This is a genomic window from Capnocytophaga sp. G1920 (assembly GCF_051417515.1).
Map to the genome: position 1 here is coordinate 1 of NZ_JBPRKH010000013.1, position 17,230 is coordinate 17,230.

General features: G+C 39.9%; 11 protein-coding genes and 1 rRNA gene. 7 read left to right on the forward strand and 5 right to left on the reverse strand.

Annotation, left to right across the window (positions count from 1 at the left end; all coding sequences use genetic code 11):
- The 5 genes from ACSQ7D_RS08410 to purE form a co-directional block, all read right to left on the reverse strand.
- Positions 1 to 1,499: ribosomal RNA gene (locus tag ACSQ7D_RS08410) — 16S ribosomal RNA — on the reverse strand; the annotation flags it as partial.
- 332 nt (positions 1,500 to 1,831) lie between these two features.
- Positions 1,832 to 2,821 (reverse strand): aspartate-semialdehyde dehydrogenase, encoded by a 990-nt coding sequence (locus ACSQ7D_RS08415; RefSeq protein ID WP_437135931.1) that lies wholly within the window; start codon positions 2,819 to 2,821, stop codon positions 1,832 to 1,834.
- A 19-nt stretch (positions 2,822 to 2,840) separates the two neighbouring features.
- The gene (locus ACSQ7D_RS08420) at positions 2,841 to 4,769 is read right to left on the reverse strand and encodes a LysM peptidoglycan-binding domain-containing protein (RefSeq protein WP_437135932.1); all 1,929 of its coding nucleotides are present in this window, start codon (positions 4,767 to 4,769) and stop codon (positions 2,841 to 2,843) included.
- A 59-nt stretch (positions 4,770 to 4,828) separates the two neighbouring features.
- A complete protein-coding gene (gene guaA, locus ACSQ7D_RS08425; protein WP_437135933.1) occupies positions 4,829 to 6,376 on the reverse strand; it encodes a glutamine-hydrolyzing GMP synthase in 1,548 nt (515 codons plus the stop codon).
- Positions 6,369 to 6,854 (reverse strand): 5-(carboxyamino)imidazole ribonucleotide mutase, encoded by a 486-nt coding sequence (gene purE / locus ACSQ7D_RS08430; protein ID WP_048746778.1) that lies wholly within the window; start codon positions 6,852 to 6,854, stop codon positions 6,369 to 6,371. The genes guaA and purE overlap by 8 nt, the downstream gene beginning before the upstream one ends.
- Positions 6,855 to 7,767: 913 nt before the next feature.
- Here purE and clpB point away from each other — a divergent pair.
- The 7 genes from clpB to ACSQ7D_RS08465 all read left to right on the forward strand — a co-directional run bounded on the left by clpB (position 7,768) and on the right by ACSQ7D_RS08465 (position 17,219).
- Positions 7,768 to 10,362, forward strand: coding sequence for an ATP-dependent chaperone ClpB (gene clpB / locus ACSQ7D_RS08435; protein ID WP_437135934.1), 2,595 nt, complete (start codon positions 7,768 to 7,770; stop codon positions 10,360 to 10,362).
- A 107-nt stretch (positions 10,363 to 10,469) separates the two neighbouring features.
- Complete coding sequence (gene dnaK / locus ACSQ7D_RS08440; RefSeq protein ID WP_437135935.1) at positions 10,470 to 12,374, forward strand: molecular chaperone DnaK; 1,905 nt, start codon at positions 10,470 to 10,472, stop codon at positions 12,372 to 12,374.
- A gap of 395 nt (positions 12,375 to 12,769) precedes the next feature.
- Positions 12,770 to 13,777 (forward strand): DHH family phosphoesterase, encoded by a 1,008-nt coding sequence (locus tag ACSQ7D_RS08445; RefSeq protein ID WP_437135936.1) that lies wholly within the window; start codon positions 12,770 to 12,772, stop codon positions 13,775 to 13,777.
- Between the two features lie 6 nt (positions 13,778 to 13,783).
- The gene (gene gldI, locus ACSQ7D_RS08450) at positions 13,784 to 14,356 is read left to right on the forward strand and encodes a gliding motility-associated peptidyl-prolyl isomerase GldI (RefSeq protein WP_437135937.1); all 573 of its coding nucleotides are present in this window, start codon (positions 13,784 to 13,786) and stop codon (positions 14,354 to 14,356) included.
- Between the two features lie 25 nt (positions 14,357 to 14,381).
- Positions 14,382 to 15,512, forward strand: coding sequence for a peptidylprolyl isomerase (locus ACSQ7D_RS08455; protein ID WP_437135938.1), 1,131 nt, complete (start codon positions 14,382 to 14,384; stop codon positions 15,510 to 15,512).
- A gap of 108 nt (positions 15,513 to 15,620) precedes the next feature.
- Positions 15,621 to 16,130 carry an IS1096 element passenger TnpR family protein gene (locus ACSQ7D_RS08460; RefSeq protein ID WP_048746766.1) on the forward strand — a complete coding sequence of 170 codons (510 nt, stop codon included), beginning with the start codon at positions 15,621 to 15,623 and terminating at the stop codon, positions 16,128 to 16,130.
- Between the two features lie 30 nt (positions 16,131 to 16,160).
- Positions 16,161 to 17,219 carry a nucleoid-associated protein gene (locus ACSQ7D_RS08465; RefSeq protein ID WP_009411811.1) on the forward strand — a complete coding sequence of 353 codons (1,059 nt, stop codon included), beginning with the start codon at positions 16,161 to 16,163 and terminating at the stop codon, positions 17,217 to 17,219.
- Positions 17,220 to 17,230 lie beyond the last annotated feature (11 nt).

Here is a 17,230-nt window from a genome sequence, read left to right on the forward strand (position 1 = left end):
CACCTTCCGGTACGGCTACCTTGTTACGACTTAGCCCCAGTCACTAGTTTTACCCTAAACAGCTCCTCGCGGTAACCGTCTTCAGGTACTCCCAGCTTCCATGGCTTGACGGGCGGTGTGTACAAGGCCCGGGAACGTATTCACCGGATCATGGCTGATATCCGATTACTAGCGATTCCAGCTTCACGGAGTCGAGTTGCAGACTCCGATCCGAACTGTGACCGTCTTTATAGATTCGCGCCTGCTCACGCAGTGGCTGCTCTCTGTAACGGCCATTGTAGCACGTGTGTAGCCCAAGATGTAAGGGCCGTGATGATTTGACGTCATCCCCACCTTCCTCTCGGTTTGCACCGGCAGTCCCATTAGAGGGCTCGACTCTACTCGTTAGCAACTAATGGCAGGGGTTGCGCTCGTTATAGGACTTAACCTGACACCTCACGGCACGAGCTGACGACAACCATGCAGCACCTTGAAAACTGTCCGAAGAAAAAGGTATCTCTACCCCTGTCAGTCCCCATTTAAACCTTGGTAAGGTTCCTCGCGTATCATCGAATTAAACCACATGCTCCACCGCTTGTGCGGGCCCCCGTCAATTCCTTTGAGTTTCATTCTTGCGAACGTACTCCCCAGGTGGGATACTTATCACTTTCGCTTAGCCACTCAATCCTTAAACCAAACAGCTAGTATCCATCGTTTACAGCGTGGACTACCAGGGTATCTAATCCTGTTCGCTCCCCACGCTTTCGTCCATCAGCGTCAATTAATTGTTAGTAATATGCCTTCGCTATCGGTGTTCTGTGTAATATCTAAGCATTTCACCGCTACACTACACATTCCAACTACTTCACAACCATTCAAGACCAACAGTTTCAAAGGCAGTTGCTCAGTTGAGCTGAGCGCTTTCACCTCTGACTTATTAGCCCGCCTACAGACCCTTTAAACCCAATGATTCCGGATAACGCTCGCATCCTCCGTATTACCGCGGCTGCTGGCACGGAGTTAGCCGATGCTTATTCGTAAGGTACCGTCATCAAACTACACGTAGTCCTTATTCTTCCCTTACAAAAGCAGTTTACAATCCATAAGACCTTCATCCTGCACGCGGCATGGCTGGATCAGTCTTCCGACCATTGTCCAATATTCCTCACTGCTGCCTCCCGTAGGAGTCTGGTCCGTATCTCAGTACCAGTGTGGGGGACATCCCTCTCAGAACCCCTATCTATCATCGCCTTGGGGAGCCGTTACCTCTCCAACTAGCTAATAGAACGCATACTCATCTTTCACCACCAAGGCTTTAATAGTTGTGTGATGCCACACTACTATACTATGGGGTATTAATCCAAATTTCTTCGGGCTATCCCCCAGTGAAAGGCAGATTGTATACGCGTTACGCACCCGTACGCCGGTCTCAGTTACCCGAAAGTAACTTCCCCCTCGACTTGCATGTGTTAGGCCTGCCGCTAGCGTTCATCCTGAGCCAGGATCAAACTCTTCATCGTTAAAATCTTTTATATCTTCTAACCGATTCTTAGTTATTGACTTCAGGTTTCACTCAATTCTTTAAATCTTTTTTGTGCTGTACAACATTATGTCAATGTACGTGTTGTTTTTTCCGCTCCAAAGGCATTACTATCCTCTTTTGCGGGTGCAAAGGTATAACCTTTTTATTTTCCTACAAAATTTTTATACATTTTTTTTTGAAAAAGTTTTATGTGTTTTAGTAAGTGGTTGATTATAAGATTTATAAAATTTTGTATATTTTATTTTCTTATTATCAATGTAACACTTTTTTATATTTTCTAAGCATTAATACTTTTCAAATACATCATTACTATAACAGTCTATGTGCGATGAGATACTCAGCAATCTGTATGGTATTAGTAGCAGCTCCTTTGCGCAGGTTATCAGCTACTACCCATAAGTTAAGAGTATTAGGTTGGGACTCATCACGACGGATACGTCCTACAAATACATCATCTTTGCCGTGAGCGTACAGTGGCATAGGGTAAGTATTCGTATCAGTGTTATCCTGCACCTTAATCCCAGGCGATTGTGCTAAGAGTGCACGCACTTCATCAACATTAAAATCCTTTTTCAATTCTACATTCACCGCTTCACTATGTCCGCCTACTACCGGTATGCGCACCGCTGTAGCTGTTACTGCAATACTGTCGTCTCGGAGTATCTTTTTAGTTTCACGCACCAATTTCATTTCTTCCTTGGTATAACCATTATCTTCAAACACGTCACAATGAGGAATCACATTGCGGTGTATTGGGTAATGATAAGCCATCTCGCCTTTTTCTCCTTTGTATTCGTTTTCTAACTGGCGTACGGCTTTCACTCCTGTACCTGTAATCGACTGGTAAGTAGAGACTACCACACGCTTGATACCGTATTTCTTTTGTAAAGGAGCTAAAGCTACGAGCATCTGTATCGTAGAACAATTAGGGTTTGCAATAATCTTATCGTCTTTCGTAAGCACATCGGCATTGATTTCAGGAATTACCAATTTTTTAGTATCGTCCATACGCCACGCCGATGAGTTATCTACCACTGTTGTCCCTACTTGGGCAAACTTAGGTGCCCATTCTTTAGAGACGGTAGCTCCTGCTGAAAAAAGAGCTAAATCGGGTTTGAGCGATACGGCTTGTTGTAAGCCTATCACAGTATATTCAGTTCCTTGAAAAGTAATTTTCTTCCCTACTGACTTCTCTGATGCTACCGGAATTAATTCGGTTACGGGAAATTTGTGTTCTGCAAGTACTTCTAACATCACGTTACCTACCATTCCGGTAACGCCTACTACTGCTACTCTCATTTTTAATTATAATTTAGTTTTATTTTAATTCTTTTACTTCCATATTGTCATACTGTACAATATACACGCCTTGGTTTTCATAGCCACCTCCCTTATAAGCATTTTTTAAGTAGGCAAATTTATTCTCTAAGTAAGAAGTCTCTCCTATACGTGTATTGGCACTGGTAAGATTGCCCGATACTCCCAAACGCAATACAGCATCCATAGTAAGGTCAAATCCGCGAATAGCATACTTATTAGGTAGAATACCATAAGTCTTTAAATATCGCGCAGAAAAACTATCTGTACCATTAGAATATTTATTTACAGTAGGATAAGTAAAGCGTAAATCGGATAGCTGGTTGTTAGAAAGATTATTAGAATCGTATACTGAACCTCTATCCACAGTCGCCAACATAATCTTAGGGAAGGTGTTGTTCCTTTTAGATTTAAGCGCATTGTGCAACAAACGCACTGCCATCGACACGTAACCTATATCATTCGACTGTAATAAGACCACATTTTCCTTGTTGTAGTTTAGAGCATTAACAAATCCATTAGCCGACATTTCAGTTACTACCTTAGCATTAGGAAATGAACGCTCTAATTTCTCACGCAAAGAACTATTCTTGCTATCAGCTAAGATAATCATATTCTCATCTGAATAGTTTTTGTTCAGATAGTCAATCATTTGTGCTTGCAACACCTCATCGTTCGGTAAGGTCTGATACACATTAGGATTGAGAGTTATATTCTTATTAGATAAAGGAGCTAATAATATCGTATTGTTACTTGTAACCAATGATGCTAAAGTATTAAACGATTTGGTGGTAAAAGGACCTATTACCACTTGTGAGTTCTGTACTGAGGCATTAGAAGCTATCTTCTTTAAGTCACCTTCACTATCGTATACATTCACTTTAAACTTATATCCCATTTTTTGAAGGGAGTCCAAAGCTATTAGGGCTCCTGAATAGAAATCGGTAGCCACAGGAGTTAGTTTATTTTCAGTAAGTCGAGATTTTATAATAGCAACTTGTCCAGTGCTGACATCCGATAGTTTAAAGGGTAAAATATAAGATATCTCCTTCACATTGGCTGGTGAAGATGCTGAACGCAAGGTATTGTTAGAATTCTGAAAGTTGTAGTTTGCTGTATTATTCTGTGAAGCACTCTTATAGTGTTCGTAATTCTCTTTGGGTATCCATATTTGAGCATCGCTTTTCAATCCATCTTTAAGACTAGGATTTAGTTTCACAAGCTCAGCCTCCGATAAACCGAACTTGCGTTCTAAGCTGTAAAATCCTTCCCCTCTCTCTACAAGGTAAAGCACTACTTCTTTCTTAGTATTAGGGCGAGCTGGTGGTTCAAGCTCTGTACTATCAGTAGAAGAGGCTGGCACCCAGATTTCTTGCCCTTCTCTTATACTATTAGGGTTGAAACCTTTTTCGTTTTTGTTCAGCTTTTCCAATTCCTCTACACTCACATTGTGGTTTTTAGCGATGCGCCAAAGTGTTTCTTGTGGTTTTACTACGTACCGTTTTTGTCCTTGTACACTTTTTTGTACCATTTCAGCTGTTTTGCTAAATAGCGGAATAGTAATGCGCTCACCCTCTTGTAACTCTCTTATATAGAGGTCTAAATTATAGCGCTTTAAATCATCAATAGTGATGTTGTATTTTTGCGACAAACCAAAAAAAGTCTCACCTCCTTTTACCAAGTGAGTTGTAAACCCTACAGGACGTTGAGTGTTGTAATGCTTCACTTTACTGATAGGAATATTGATAGTCATTCCCTTTTGTACTCCATCTTTAAGTCCAGGGTTGAGTTTTAAGATGTCAGCAGGCGAAAAGCGATAGGTCTTAGCTATATTTTCAATACTTTCATAGTTATTTGCTGTGTACGTTTGCGGTTGTGCATAGGCAACTCCTAAGCACAATAACAAAGCTAATGTAAAAAGTTGTTTCATAATATTGTCTTATGATTTAATTTTTTAGTGTTAATTGATAATTCTAAATTGTTTATTGTCTATTCCCATTCTATCGTGGCAGGCGGTTTACTGCTGATATCGTATACCACACGGTTTACGCCTTTCACCTTATTGATAATATCGTTAGACACTTTTTGCAGAAATTTATAAGGTAAGTCTACCCAATCTGCCGTCATACCGTCTATGCTTTCCACAGCGCGCAAGGCTACCACACGTTCGTAAGTACGTTCGTCTCCCATTACTCCCACACTGTTGATAGGCAGTAAAATAGCCCCTGCTTGCCACACTTTGTCGTATAGGTTGTTTTCTTTCAGTGCGTTGATGAATATAGTATCTACTTCTTGCAAAATAGTTACCTTTTCGGCAGTGATATCTCCCAAAATGCGGATAGCCAATCCAGGTCCTGGAAAAGGGTGTCTGCCTAATAGTTCATCGCTGATGCCTAAACTGCGTCCTACTCTTCGCACTTCATCTTTGAAGAGCATACGCAAAGGCTCTACTACTTTCAATTTCATATAGTCGGGTAAGCCTCCTACGTTATGATGTGATTTGATAGTCGCTGAAGGTCCCTTTACTGATAGTGATTCAATCACGTCAGGATAAATAGTGCCTTGCGCCAACCATTGAGCATCGGTAATTTTATGAGCCTCATCATCAAATACTTCAATAAAAACGCGCCCTATGGTTTTGCGTTTCTCCTCGGGGTCGGTTTTGCCTGCTAAGGCAGTAAGGAAACGCGATGAGGCATCTACACCCTTCACGTTCAGTCCCATACCCTCATATTGTTTCAGTACGTTTTCGAACTCGTTTTTGCGTAAGAGTCCATTATTTACAAAAATACAATGTAATTGCTTGCCAATCGCTTTGTTAAGTAATACAGCAGCTACCGTAGAGTCTACTCCTCCCGATAAGCCTAATATCACTTTCTCATTACCCACTTGTGCTTTTAGCTGGGCAACCGTCATCTCTACAAAGTTGTCGGACGTCCAATTAGGGGTAAGTTTCGCTATTTTGAAAAGGAAGTTAGCTAATAGCTTCATTCCATCGGCTGAGTGGGTCACTTCGGGGTGAAACTGAATTGCGTAGGTTTCTTCTCCTTCTATGCGATAAGCAGCGTTCACTACATCAGGAGTACTCGCCAAACAAACCGCCCCAGTAGGCAATTGTTTGATAGTGTCACTATGGCTCATCCACACTACACTTCCTTCTGCAATCCCTTCAAAAAGAGGTTCATTAGGCTTAATATAGGTAAGGTGAGCACGCCCGTACTCTCGTATGTTCGAAGGGGCTACTTCACCACCGCCAAAGTGTGCCAAATACTGCGCTCCGTAACATACTGCCAAAAGAGGCTTTTTACCTTTCAGTGCTGATAGGTCTGGGTGCAAGGCTTCTGCACTACGCACCGAATAAGGCGAACCCGAGAGTATCACTGCCGAGAAGTCTTCTAAGTTCTCAGGCAAATGGTTGTAGGGGTGCATTTCGCAATACACGTTCAATTCGCGCACACGGCGTGCAATAAGTTGGGTATATTGCGAGCCAAAGTCTAATAATAAAAGACGTGAGCCTTGAAAAGTATCTTTATTCATCGTCGAGGGTTGCTGCGGCAGTAAGCACCGCTTGTTTCAAATTTTCTTTATAATCAATCATTTTTTGCAAGAGCATAGCGTCGGCACTTGCCAATATTTGTACGGCTAATAAACCTGCGTTCTTAGCAGCATTTAAAGCTACGGTAGCCACAGGCACTCCGCCAGGCATTTGTAAGATAGAAAGGATAGAATCCCAACCGTCAATAGAGTTACTGCTTTTCACCGGCACACCTATCACAGGCAAAGGCGACATCGAGGCGACCATACCAGGTAAATGAGCTGCACCCCCTGCTCCCGCAATGATTACCTGAATGCCTTTTTTATGAGCGTTCTTACTGAACTCCATCAGCTTTTCAGGCGTGCGATGCGCCGATACGATGTCTACCACAGTTGTGATACCAAAGGACTTGAGGATATCAATAGCGTCCTGCATCACAGGCAAATCACTCTTGCTTCCCATTACCACAGCTACTTTCATTTTGTCTATATTTTGGTGCAAAGGTACAAAAAAATATCAATTCACAATATAAAGGCTTTATATTTTGTTCCCCCGTGCTACTTCCCTGCAACCTTGTCATTCGCCATTCGCAACTCGTCATTGATTTGGTATTATTAGTATTTTGGGTATTGTAATATTAAATTCGTCTTCGCACTTTCTTCTAGTAAGCCTTGTCTTTTAGTCTAATAGCTATCTATATTTTTTTCTCTTGAAGAATGTTTATTTTTCTATTTACCTTTGCTCATCTCACATTTTTGTATCGCCACACTCTCCTTTTAAAAAGATTACTTCTTTCTCTTATTTTCGTTTTTCTTCTACTTTAAATCTGCTTAAATCTCTTTTTTCTACTCATTCTTAACCTCTCATTATTAACTACTTATATACCTTTTCTATATCTATCTTCCAAGATTCGTATAAGCTTCCTATAAGCTCTCTATAAGCTACCACCACCCTCTCAACAGCTACTTTACCTCTTGTTTTTTACCTTTTACCTAAATTTTCTCTTCCGAATCCCTCCGTTATCTTTCGAAACCTTCAACCTGCCAAGTAACTTTTTTCATTCCACCTCATATTTTCAGTAAGTGTTTTGAAGTAGAGGCACTATTACTCTTTAGCTTCAAAAATAGATAGGTATCAGCACCTACCCGTTAATGAACAGAGATTCAATTAGTCACCGACATTTTGTCACTTGTTACACATTTCTTGTCAAGTAGTTATTATTAAATAATAATCAGATTGTTAATTATTTTTTAGATTTCTATTTAATATTACATTTGGTATAAAAATCCTTTTAAAAAACTGCCTTTTTGTCAGTTAAAAGCTGTTGGCACAACTCTTGCCCTATTGGGAGTGAACAAATCATAAAATGTTGAACACACTAAATTGAAAATATATGAATTTTAATAACTTTACTATCAAAGCGCAAGAAGCGGTACAAACCGCTCAGCAAATTGCCCAACAGTATGGGCACCAGGAATTGCAAAACGAACATTTCTTCAAAGCTATTGAGCAAGTAGATGAAAACGTATTGCCTTTCCTATTCAAAAAATTGAATATCAACCGCGAGCAATTAAATAAACAGTTAGAAACTGCTCTGCAAGGCTTTGCCAAAGTCAGCGGTGGCGATATGGGGCTCTCACGCGAAGCAAACACTATGCTGAACGAAGCTGCTAACATCGCTAAAAAATGGAATGACGAATATGTATCCTTAGAACACCTTATATTGGCTATCTTCAAATCAAACAGTAAAATCGCCCAAGCCCTCAAAGACCAAGGCGTAAGTGAAAAAGAGTTGGAGAAAGCTATTCAAGAATTGCGCAAAGGCGAACGCGTAACTTCGGCTTCAGCTGAAGATACTTACAATTCGCTCAACAAATACGCCAAAAATCTTAATCAGTTAGCCGATAGCGGGAAACTCGACCCTGTCATTGGTCGTGATGAGGAAATACGTCGTGTATTGCAAATTCTTTCACGTCGTACCAAGAACAACCCTATGTTGGTGGGTGAACCTGGGGTAGGTAAAACGGCTATAGCCGAAGGATTAGCGCACCGTATTGTGAAAGGTGACGTACCTGAAAACCTAAAAGACAAGGTAATTTACTCCCTCGATATGGGTGCCCTTATCGCAGGTGCGAAGTACAAAGGTGAGTTTGAAGAACGACTCAAATCGGTAGTGAAAGAGGTTACCTCTTCCGATGGCAATATCATTCTGTTTATAGATGAAATTCACACCCTTGTGGGAGCAGGAGGAGGCGAAGGTGCGATGGACGCTGCTAATATATTAAAACCTGCCTTAGCTCGTGGTGAACTCCGTGCCATTGGTGCCACTACTCTCGATGAGTACCAAAAGTACTTTGAGAAAGACAAAGCTTTGGAACGTCGTTTTCAAAAGGTAATGGTAGACGAACCTGATACCGAGAGTGCTATCTCAATATTGCGTGGTATCAAAGAAAAATACGAAACTCACCACAAAGTGCGTATCAAAGACGAGGCGATTATTGCAGCAGTAGAACTTTCTGAACGCTATATTACTAATCGTTTTTTGCCCGATAAGGCAATAGACCTAATGGACGAGGCAGCTGCCAAGCTTCGTATGGAAATCAATTCTAAACCCGAAGAGTTAGACGTACTCGACCGCAAGATAATGCAACTCGAAATAGAAATTGAGGCTATCAAACGTGAGAAAGACGAGGATAAGCTCAAAATGCTATATGTAGATTTGGCAAATCTTAAAGAAGAACGTAACGCCATCAATGCTAAATGGCAGAGTGAAAAAAGCGTAATTGATGAAGTGCAAACCACTAAGGAAGCTATTGAGAAATACCGTTTGGAAGCCGATAGAGCTGAACGTGAAGGTGACTACGGTAAAGTAGCCGAATTGCGTTATGGAAAAATCAAAGAAGCGGAAGACAAGTTAGTGGAATTGCAAAAGAATTTAGACAGCAAATCACACGAAAATGCTCTTGTAAAAGAAGAAGTAACCGCCGAAGACATCGCTGAAGTAGTCGCAAAATGGACAGGTATACCTGTAGCTAAAATGTTACAAGGCGAACGCGAAAAACTCTTAAACTTAGAAAAAGAATTGCACCGTCGTGTAGTAGGTCAAGAAGAAGCCATCGAGGCAGTTTCCGATGCCATACGTCGTAGTCGTGCTGGTTTGCAAGACCCACGTCGTCCTATAGGTTCATTCCTTTTCTTAGGAACTACGGGGGTTGGTAAAACCGAGCTTGCCAAAGCTTTAGCCGAATATCTATTCGACGATGAAAATGCAATGACGCGTATAGATATGAGTGAATACCAAGAGAAACACGCTGTTAGCCGATTAGTAGGTGCGCCTCCAGGATATGTGGGTTATGACGAAGGTGGTCAGCTTACTGAGGCTGTACGTCGCCGTCCGTATTCCGTAATACTTTTAGACGAAATCGAAAAAGCTCACCCCGATACTTTCAACATCTTGTTGCAAGTACTCGATGAAGGTAGGCTTACTGACAACAAAGGTCGTACCGCCGACTTTAAGAATACGATTATCATTATGACCTCCAATATGGGTAGCCATATCATTCAGGAAACTTTTGAGAAGTATCCTAAGGATACCGAGCGCGCTATCGACGAGTCACGTGACGAGGTGTTACAACTCCTCAAACAAACTGTACGTCCTGAGTTTTTGAACCGTATAGATGACATTATAATGTTCACACCGCTCAACGCTAACAATATCCGTAGTATTGTGCGTTTGCAATTGCAATCAGTGTTCCGTATGGTTGCCAAAGAAGGTATTTTACTCGATGCTACCGATGAGGCTATTGATTACTTAGCACAAAAAGGTTTTGACCCTCAGTTTGGTGCTCGTCCAGTGAAACGTATCATTCAGAAAGAAGTGCTTAACAAGCTTTCTAAAGAAATTTTGAGTGGCACAGTACAACGCGATGCTGTCATCTTATTAGATGCTTTTGATAACCAATTGGTATTTAGGAATAGTCAAAAATGACAATTTGTCAGTTTTTAGCCCTTTGGCACAGTGATTGACTGCAACTAACTGCGTAAGCGTAAGGCTTACAAAAATAATGTTGAACTTAAAAAAACGATAATATTAATATGAGTAAGATTATAGGTATTGACTTAGGAACCACAAACTCTTGTGTTTCTGTAATGGAAGGTAATGACCCCGTGGTGATTACCAATGCCGAAGGTAAACGCACAACCCCTTCAGTGGTAGCTTTTACCGAAGGTGGCGAAATAAAAGTAGGTGACGCTGCCAAACGTCAGGCAGTTACCAACCCTAAAAATACGGTATATTCTATCAAGCGTTTTATGGGGAACAAGTTTTCTGAATTGGAAAAAGAAATCGCTCGTGTACCTTATAAAGTAGTGCGTGGCGACAACGATACTCCTCGTGTGGACATAGACGGACGTTTGTATACTCCACAAGAAATCTCAGCTATGATTCTTCAAAAGATGAAGAAAACTGCAGAAGACTTCTTAGGGCAACCCGTAACAAGCGCGGTAATTACTGTACCAGCTTACTTTAACGACGCTCAACGTCAAGCTACTAAAGAAGCAGGTGAAATCGCAGGATTGAAAGTAGAACGTATCATCAACGAACCTACTGCCGCTGCATTGGCTTATGGCTTGGATAAAGACCATAGCGACCATAAGATTGTTGTATTCGACTTTGGTGGTGGTACTCACGATGTGTCTATCTTGGAACTTGGCGACGGCGTGTTTGAAGTACTCGCTACTGATGGTGATACCCACTTAGGAGGTGATGATGTAGATGAAAAAATCATCAACTGGTTGGCTGAAGAGTTTGAAAAAGAAGAACAAATCGACCTTCGTAAAGACCCTATGGCGTTGCAACGTCTTAAAGAAGCTGCTGAAAAGGCTAAGATTGAACTCTCTTCAACTACTGAAACCGAAATTAACTTGCCTTATATCACTGCTACAGCTTCAGGTCCTAAACACTTGGTGCGCAAGCTCAGCCGTGCTAAATTTGAACAACTTATCGACGACCTAGTAAAACGCACAATTGAACCTTGCAAAAAAGCGTTAGAAAATGCAGGTCTCAGCGTAAGTGATATCAACGAAGTAATCTTAGTAGGTGGTTCTACTCGTATTCCTGCCGTACAAGAAGCCGTTGAAAAATTCTTTGGTAAAAAACCTAATAAAAGCGTAAACCCCGATGAGGTAGTAGCCATTGGAGCCGCTATTCAAGGGGGCGTACTTACTGGTGATGTGAAAGATGTATTGCTTTTGGACGTTACTCCTCTTTCTTTGGGTATCGAAACTATGGGAGGTGTGATGACTAAACTGATAGAAGCCAATACCACTATCCCTACTAAGAAATCGCAAGTGTTCTCAACTGCTGCCGACAATCAACCGAGTGTGGAAATTCACGTATTGCAAGGTGAAAGACCTATGGCAAACGACAACAAGACTATCGGTCGTTTTCACTTAGATAACATTCCGCCTGCCCCACGTGGCGTACCACAAATTGAGGTTACCTTCGATATCGATGCTAACGGTATCATCAACGTATCGGCAACTGATAAAGGTACAGGCAAGTCTCACAATATCCGTATAGAAGCATCTTCTGGACTTTCAAAAGAAGATATCGAGAAGATGAAACGCGAAGCCGAAGCCAATGCCGAAGCTGATAAGAAAGCCAAAGAAAAAGTAGATAAACTCAACGAAGCTGATGCGATGATATTCCAAACTGAAAAACAACTCAAAGAGTTTGGCGATAAAATCCCAGCCGACAAGAAAGGCGCTATCGAGACTGCTCTTAGCGAACTTAAAACAGCTTACGACGGCAAAGACCTCAGCTCTATTGAAACTGCTTTGGGCAAAATCAATACTGCTTGGCAACAAGCCTCTGAGGACATCTACAAAGCCCAACAGGGAGGTGGTAGCTCTACCGCACAAGAGCAACCTAACACTGGTGGGGCACAAGACGTCAATACAGACAACGTTCAAGACGTAGATTTCGAAGAAGTAAAATAGCGGAGAGCCTCCGCAGGCAAATAATAACAGCCCCATCTAATAAATAATTAGATGGGGCTCTTTATATAGCTTTTGCAGAAAGAATACTATACAATAGTTTTTCGTGTAATATTTTTGTAATTCTACAATAATCCTATCCCCTACTCTGTTTTCTTTTTATCATCAATTGATAATTATTTGTTACACCAGCGGAACTAGTTGTTATCAACTGATAATTACTTATTATCGCTAAGAGTTCATTATCAACGAATATCCATTAAAAAACAAAATTATTTTTTTGTCATTAAAAATTAATTACTACCTTTGTCCTGCAAATTAATCATTTCTTTTTCAATTTTAAAATTTTTCAGATATGAAAACATTAAGAACAAATTAATGTCGTACTTTCGCACCCTATGAATATATATGATATAGAAAACGTTAAGCTACTACTTAAAAAACAGCTGAAAATAAGTATCATTCCTCACAAAAGCCCTGATGGAGATGCCATAGGGAGTTGCTTGGGACTATACTTGTATTTAAAGCAATTGCACCAAGATGTAACGGTGGTGTCGCCCAATGATTTTCCTGATTATTTAAAATGGTTACCCTCAGCCGATGAGATTCTCATCTATGACAATGCTCCTGAAAAGGCAAAAAAACAAATAGAAAACTCTACGCTCATCTTTACGCTTGATTTCAATTCGCTTAAACGCGCTGATGGACTCACACCTTTATTAGAAAACTCGGCAGCTACATTTGTGATGATTGACCATCATCAAGCACCTGAGACTTATGCCAAAGTAACTTTCTCTAACCCCAATGCCAGCTCTACCTGCGCAATGGTATATTCGTTTATTGATGCAATGGGCGATAAAAACCAAATAGATAGAGAAATAGCTACTTGTTTGTACACAGGAATAATGACCGATACGGGAAATTTTAAATACCCCACCACTACTAGCAACACGCTAAAAATAGCTGCTTTCCTTATCGAAAAAGGAGCTAAAAACAGTCAGATTAACAGTAATGTGTTTGATAATAATTCATTTAACAAATTGCAATTACTGAGTGTAGTTCTGAAAAATATGACGTATTTAAAAGAGTACGACACGGCTTACACAACGCTTAATTCGGAAGAACTACAACAATATGACTGCCAAAAAGGAGATACTGACGGTTTCGTAAATTATGGGCTTACCATTAAGAACACCAAGCTGGCAGTAATCTTCATTCAAGAAGGCGATTTTATAAAAATGTCGTTGCGTTCCAAAGGTGATAACGATGTAAACCTGTTTGCACGCAAATATTTCAACGGCGGAGGGCACATCAATGCTGCAGGAGGTAGATTTGACGGTACAATGGAAGAAGCCGTAACTTATTTTAAACAAGTTTTGCCAGATTTTATTCACAAGAATATTTAAAATACAATGAATATACTCAAAAAAATAGCAATAATAATGGTTGCTGGCATAATTTTCATAAGTTGTGCCGACCGACAAGCACGCCACCCTGTAACCAAGAAAACAAGTACCTTTTTAAAGGAATCGGCTAAGAAAAACAAAGCGCTATTAGCTTCAGAAGAAGCTCTTATTGATTCTATTATCAAAAAAGATACGCTCCACACCTTTATAGATTCACAACACGGTTTTAAATTCTATTACCTAAACCAAAATCCTAATACTGACTACACAGCACAGTTTGGCGATATCGTAACTTATGATTACAGTCTTTCGGATTTGCAGGGTAACGAACTCTACCAAGAGAAACCTGATGGTGATTATAAGTATAATGTAGATAAAGAAGAGGTATTCCAAGGGTTACGTTCAGCACTAAAATTGCTAAAAGAGAAAGAAAGTGGTGTTTTCTTTTTCCCCTCGAGCGTAGCCTATGGTTATCGTGGTGATAAAGATAAAATAACTTTCAACCAGCCTATTATTGCCAAGATAGAGGTTTTTAAAATTGAAAAGAACAAAGAGAAAATAGAACCACGACCTGAATAAGTAGAAATTTTAATTAATTTTATATATGAGACGACTCAATTTTATCGCATTGCTTTCTGCAATGTTTGTATTTTTCAGTTGCAATTCGCAAAAGAAAGCCTATAAAGATTTAGGCGATGGCTTATTTGCGGATATTGAAACTACTCAAGGAAATATTATTGTAAAACTAAACTACAAAGAAACTCCTGTAACAGTAGCCAACTTTGTTACTTTGGCAGAAGGTAAAAACACTTTCGTAAAAGCTGAATACAAAGGTAAACCGTTTTACAACGGAACAATTTTCCACCGAGTAATCAAGGATTTTATGATACAAGGAGGTGACCCTACCGGCACCGGAATGGGAGAACCCGGTTACCGATTTGAAGATGAGATAGTGCCCACTTTAAAACACGATAAAAAAGGAATCTTGTCAATGGCAAACGCAGGACCAGCTACCAATGGCAGTCAGTTTTTTATTACCCAAGTGCCTACTCCTCATTTAGATGGTCGCCACACAGTATTCGGCGAAACGGTGAAAGGTTTAGAAGTAATAGATGCTATTGCTAATACTAAAACAGTAATGAACGACAAGCCTGAAAAGGATATCAAAATCAATAAGATTACTATTATTGCCAATGGTAAAGATGCTAAAAACTTCAATGCTGTAAAAGTTTTTGAAGATTACTTCAAAGAAATTAACAAGAGAGAACGAGAAAGAGAGGCTAAGACGAAAGCCGCTGCAGCTAAGTTCTTAGAAGAAGTAAAAGTACAGGAACCACAAGCCAAAGCACTTCCTTCAGGAGTAAAAATCTTTAAGTTAGTTGATGGCAAAGGCAAACAACCTAATCACACACATCAAGTAATGGTAAACTACGCAGGTTATTTGAAAAACGGAACCCTTTTCGATTCTAACGTAAAAGAAATTGAAGAGGCTTATGGTAAATACAACTCATTACGTGAACAACAAGGAGGATACCAAGCCTTCCCTATGCCTTACAACACTTCTGCACAACTTATACCAGGCTTCAGAGATGCTTTGCTTACAATGAAAGTAGGTGATAAAATACGCGTATTTATTCCTGCTGCTTTAGGATATGGCGAAAGAGGTGCTGGCGATGTGATTCCACCTAATAGCGACCTTATTTTCGATATTGAAATTACAGATATAGCTAAATAAGTATAAAAAATAAGGATATACAAACTTTGTCAAAGTCTCTAACAGCCTGTCGTGCTACGACCTTTGACAAAGTTTTTTACTAACAACTAAAATAACTAAAAACTAAAAATGGTATACAAATTCAGAGTGATACTCGACGTTAAAGAAGACGTTTTTAGAGATATTATCATTCAGGGAGAAGCTACTTTGGAAGATTTACACAATGTAATCAACCAATCATTTGGCTTTGCTGGTGACGAAATGGCTTCTTTCTATCTTACCGATGAGGATTGGAATCAGGGAGAGGAAATCACCCTTTTTGATGTATCAGAAAGTGGAGAAATGCGCTTGATGGAAGAGACAACCATCGAATCGGTAGTAAGTGAAGAAGAGCCTAAACTGTTGTACGTATACGACTTTATGTCGATGTGGACGTTCTTCGTAGAATTAGTAGAGATTGATGAAGAAGAAACAGGCGCCTCTTATCCTGCTTTGATATACGCTCACGGTTCTATTCCTGCTGAAGCTCCCGAGAAATCATTCGTAGCTGATGATTTTGATGAGTTTGAAGATGAATTTAACGATTTTGACCTCGACGAAGACGATTATGGAAGTTTCAGTGAAGAAGAATCCTACTAATTACGTAATAGTAAGAGATAACAAGTAACTATGCTAAATTTATATACAACAAACATTGAAACACTTTCTATTCACAGGGTAGGTAATCTAAGCAAAGGAGAACCTTTATTCCTTTCAGAAAAACCTTATGCACTAAACGATGAGATTATAGGGCTACTGAAAGAATACTTCTTTAAACCTTTCCGTGAAAAAGAAGAAAACTACTTTCACTTAGTACACGATACCGATGTTGAGTTCAATGAACTTTACCAGCTGGTAACTCCTATTTTTGAGAACGAGAGCTCTATTCACGAGCAATCTAAGAAGATTGCGCAACACTTGTACAATCAGTCTAATCACCCACATATCAAAAGCGGAGAGGTGTATGTAGCGCTTCTTCACGATAGTTATTTAGATAATGAAAAGGTAAAAGCAGTAGGTATCTTCAAATCGGAAATGAGGAACAGCTTTTTGCAGTTTGAAGAACAGGCTAACCAGTTGGAGATGATTATCCAAGAGGGAGTGAACATTCACCGATTGGATAAAGGTTGTATTATCTTTAATGTGAATAAAGAGGACGGATACAAAATACTTTCCATCGACAGCAATCGTTATGACACTAAGTATTGGTTGGAGAACTTTCTAAATGTCGATGCGTTAATAGACGATAATTTCTATACTAAAAAGTACTTAAAATTCAGCCAAGACTTTGCCAAAGATGTAATCTTGCCTGCTGAGGATAAAAAAGAAGAGGTTTTGTTTATGAACCGTGCGATTAATTACTTCGCTAAGAATGATGATTTTGAAGAAACCTCGTTTATGAATGAAGTGTTTGAAAATCCTGAATTAATACCAGAGTTTAAGCACTACAAAGTAGAGAAAGGACCTAAGTACCAAATAGAAGATGTATCAACCTTCCCGATTGTTAATAAGGCTGTATCGGATGTGCGCAAAAAAATTAAAAATGTGATTGATTTAGACACTAATATCCAAATACGTATGGACTTTATCAATCCAGAATCAGCTGATAAGTTTATTGAGAAAGGTTGGGACGAAGAAAAACAAATGTATTACTATTTGGTGTACTTCAATAAAGAACAAAAGAGCTAGATTTTAAATGG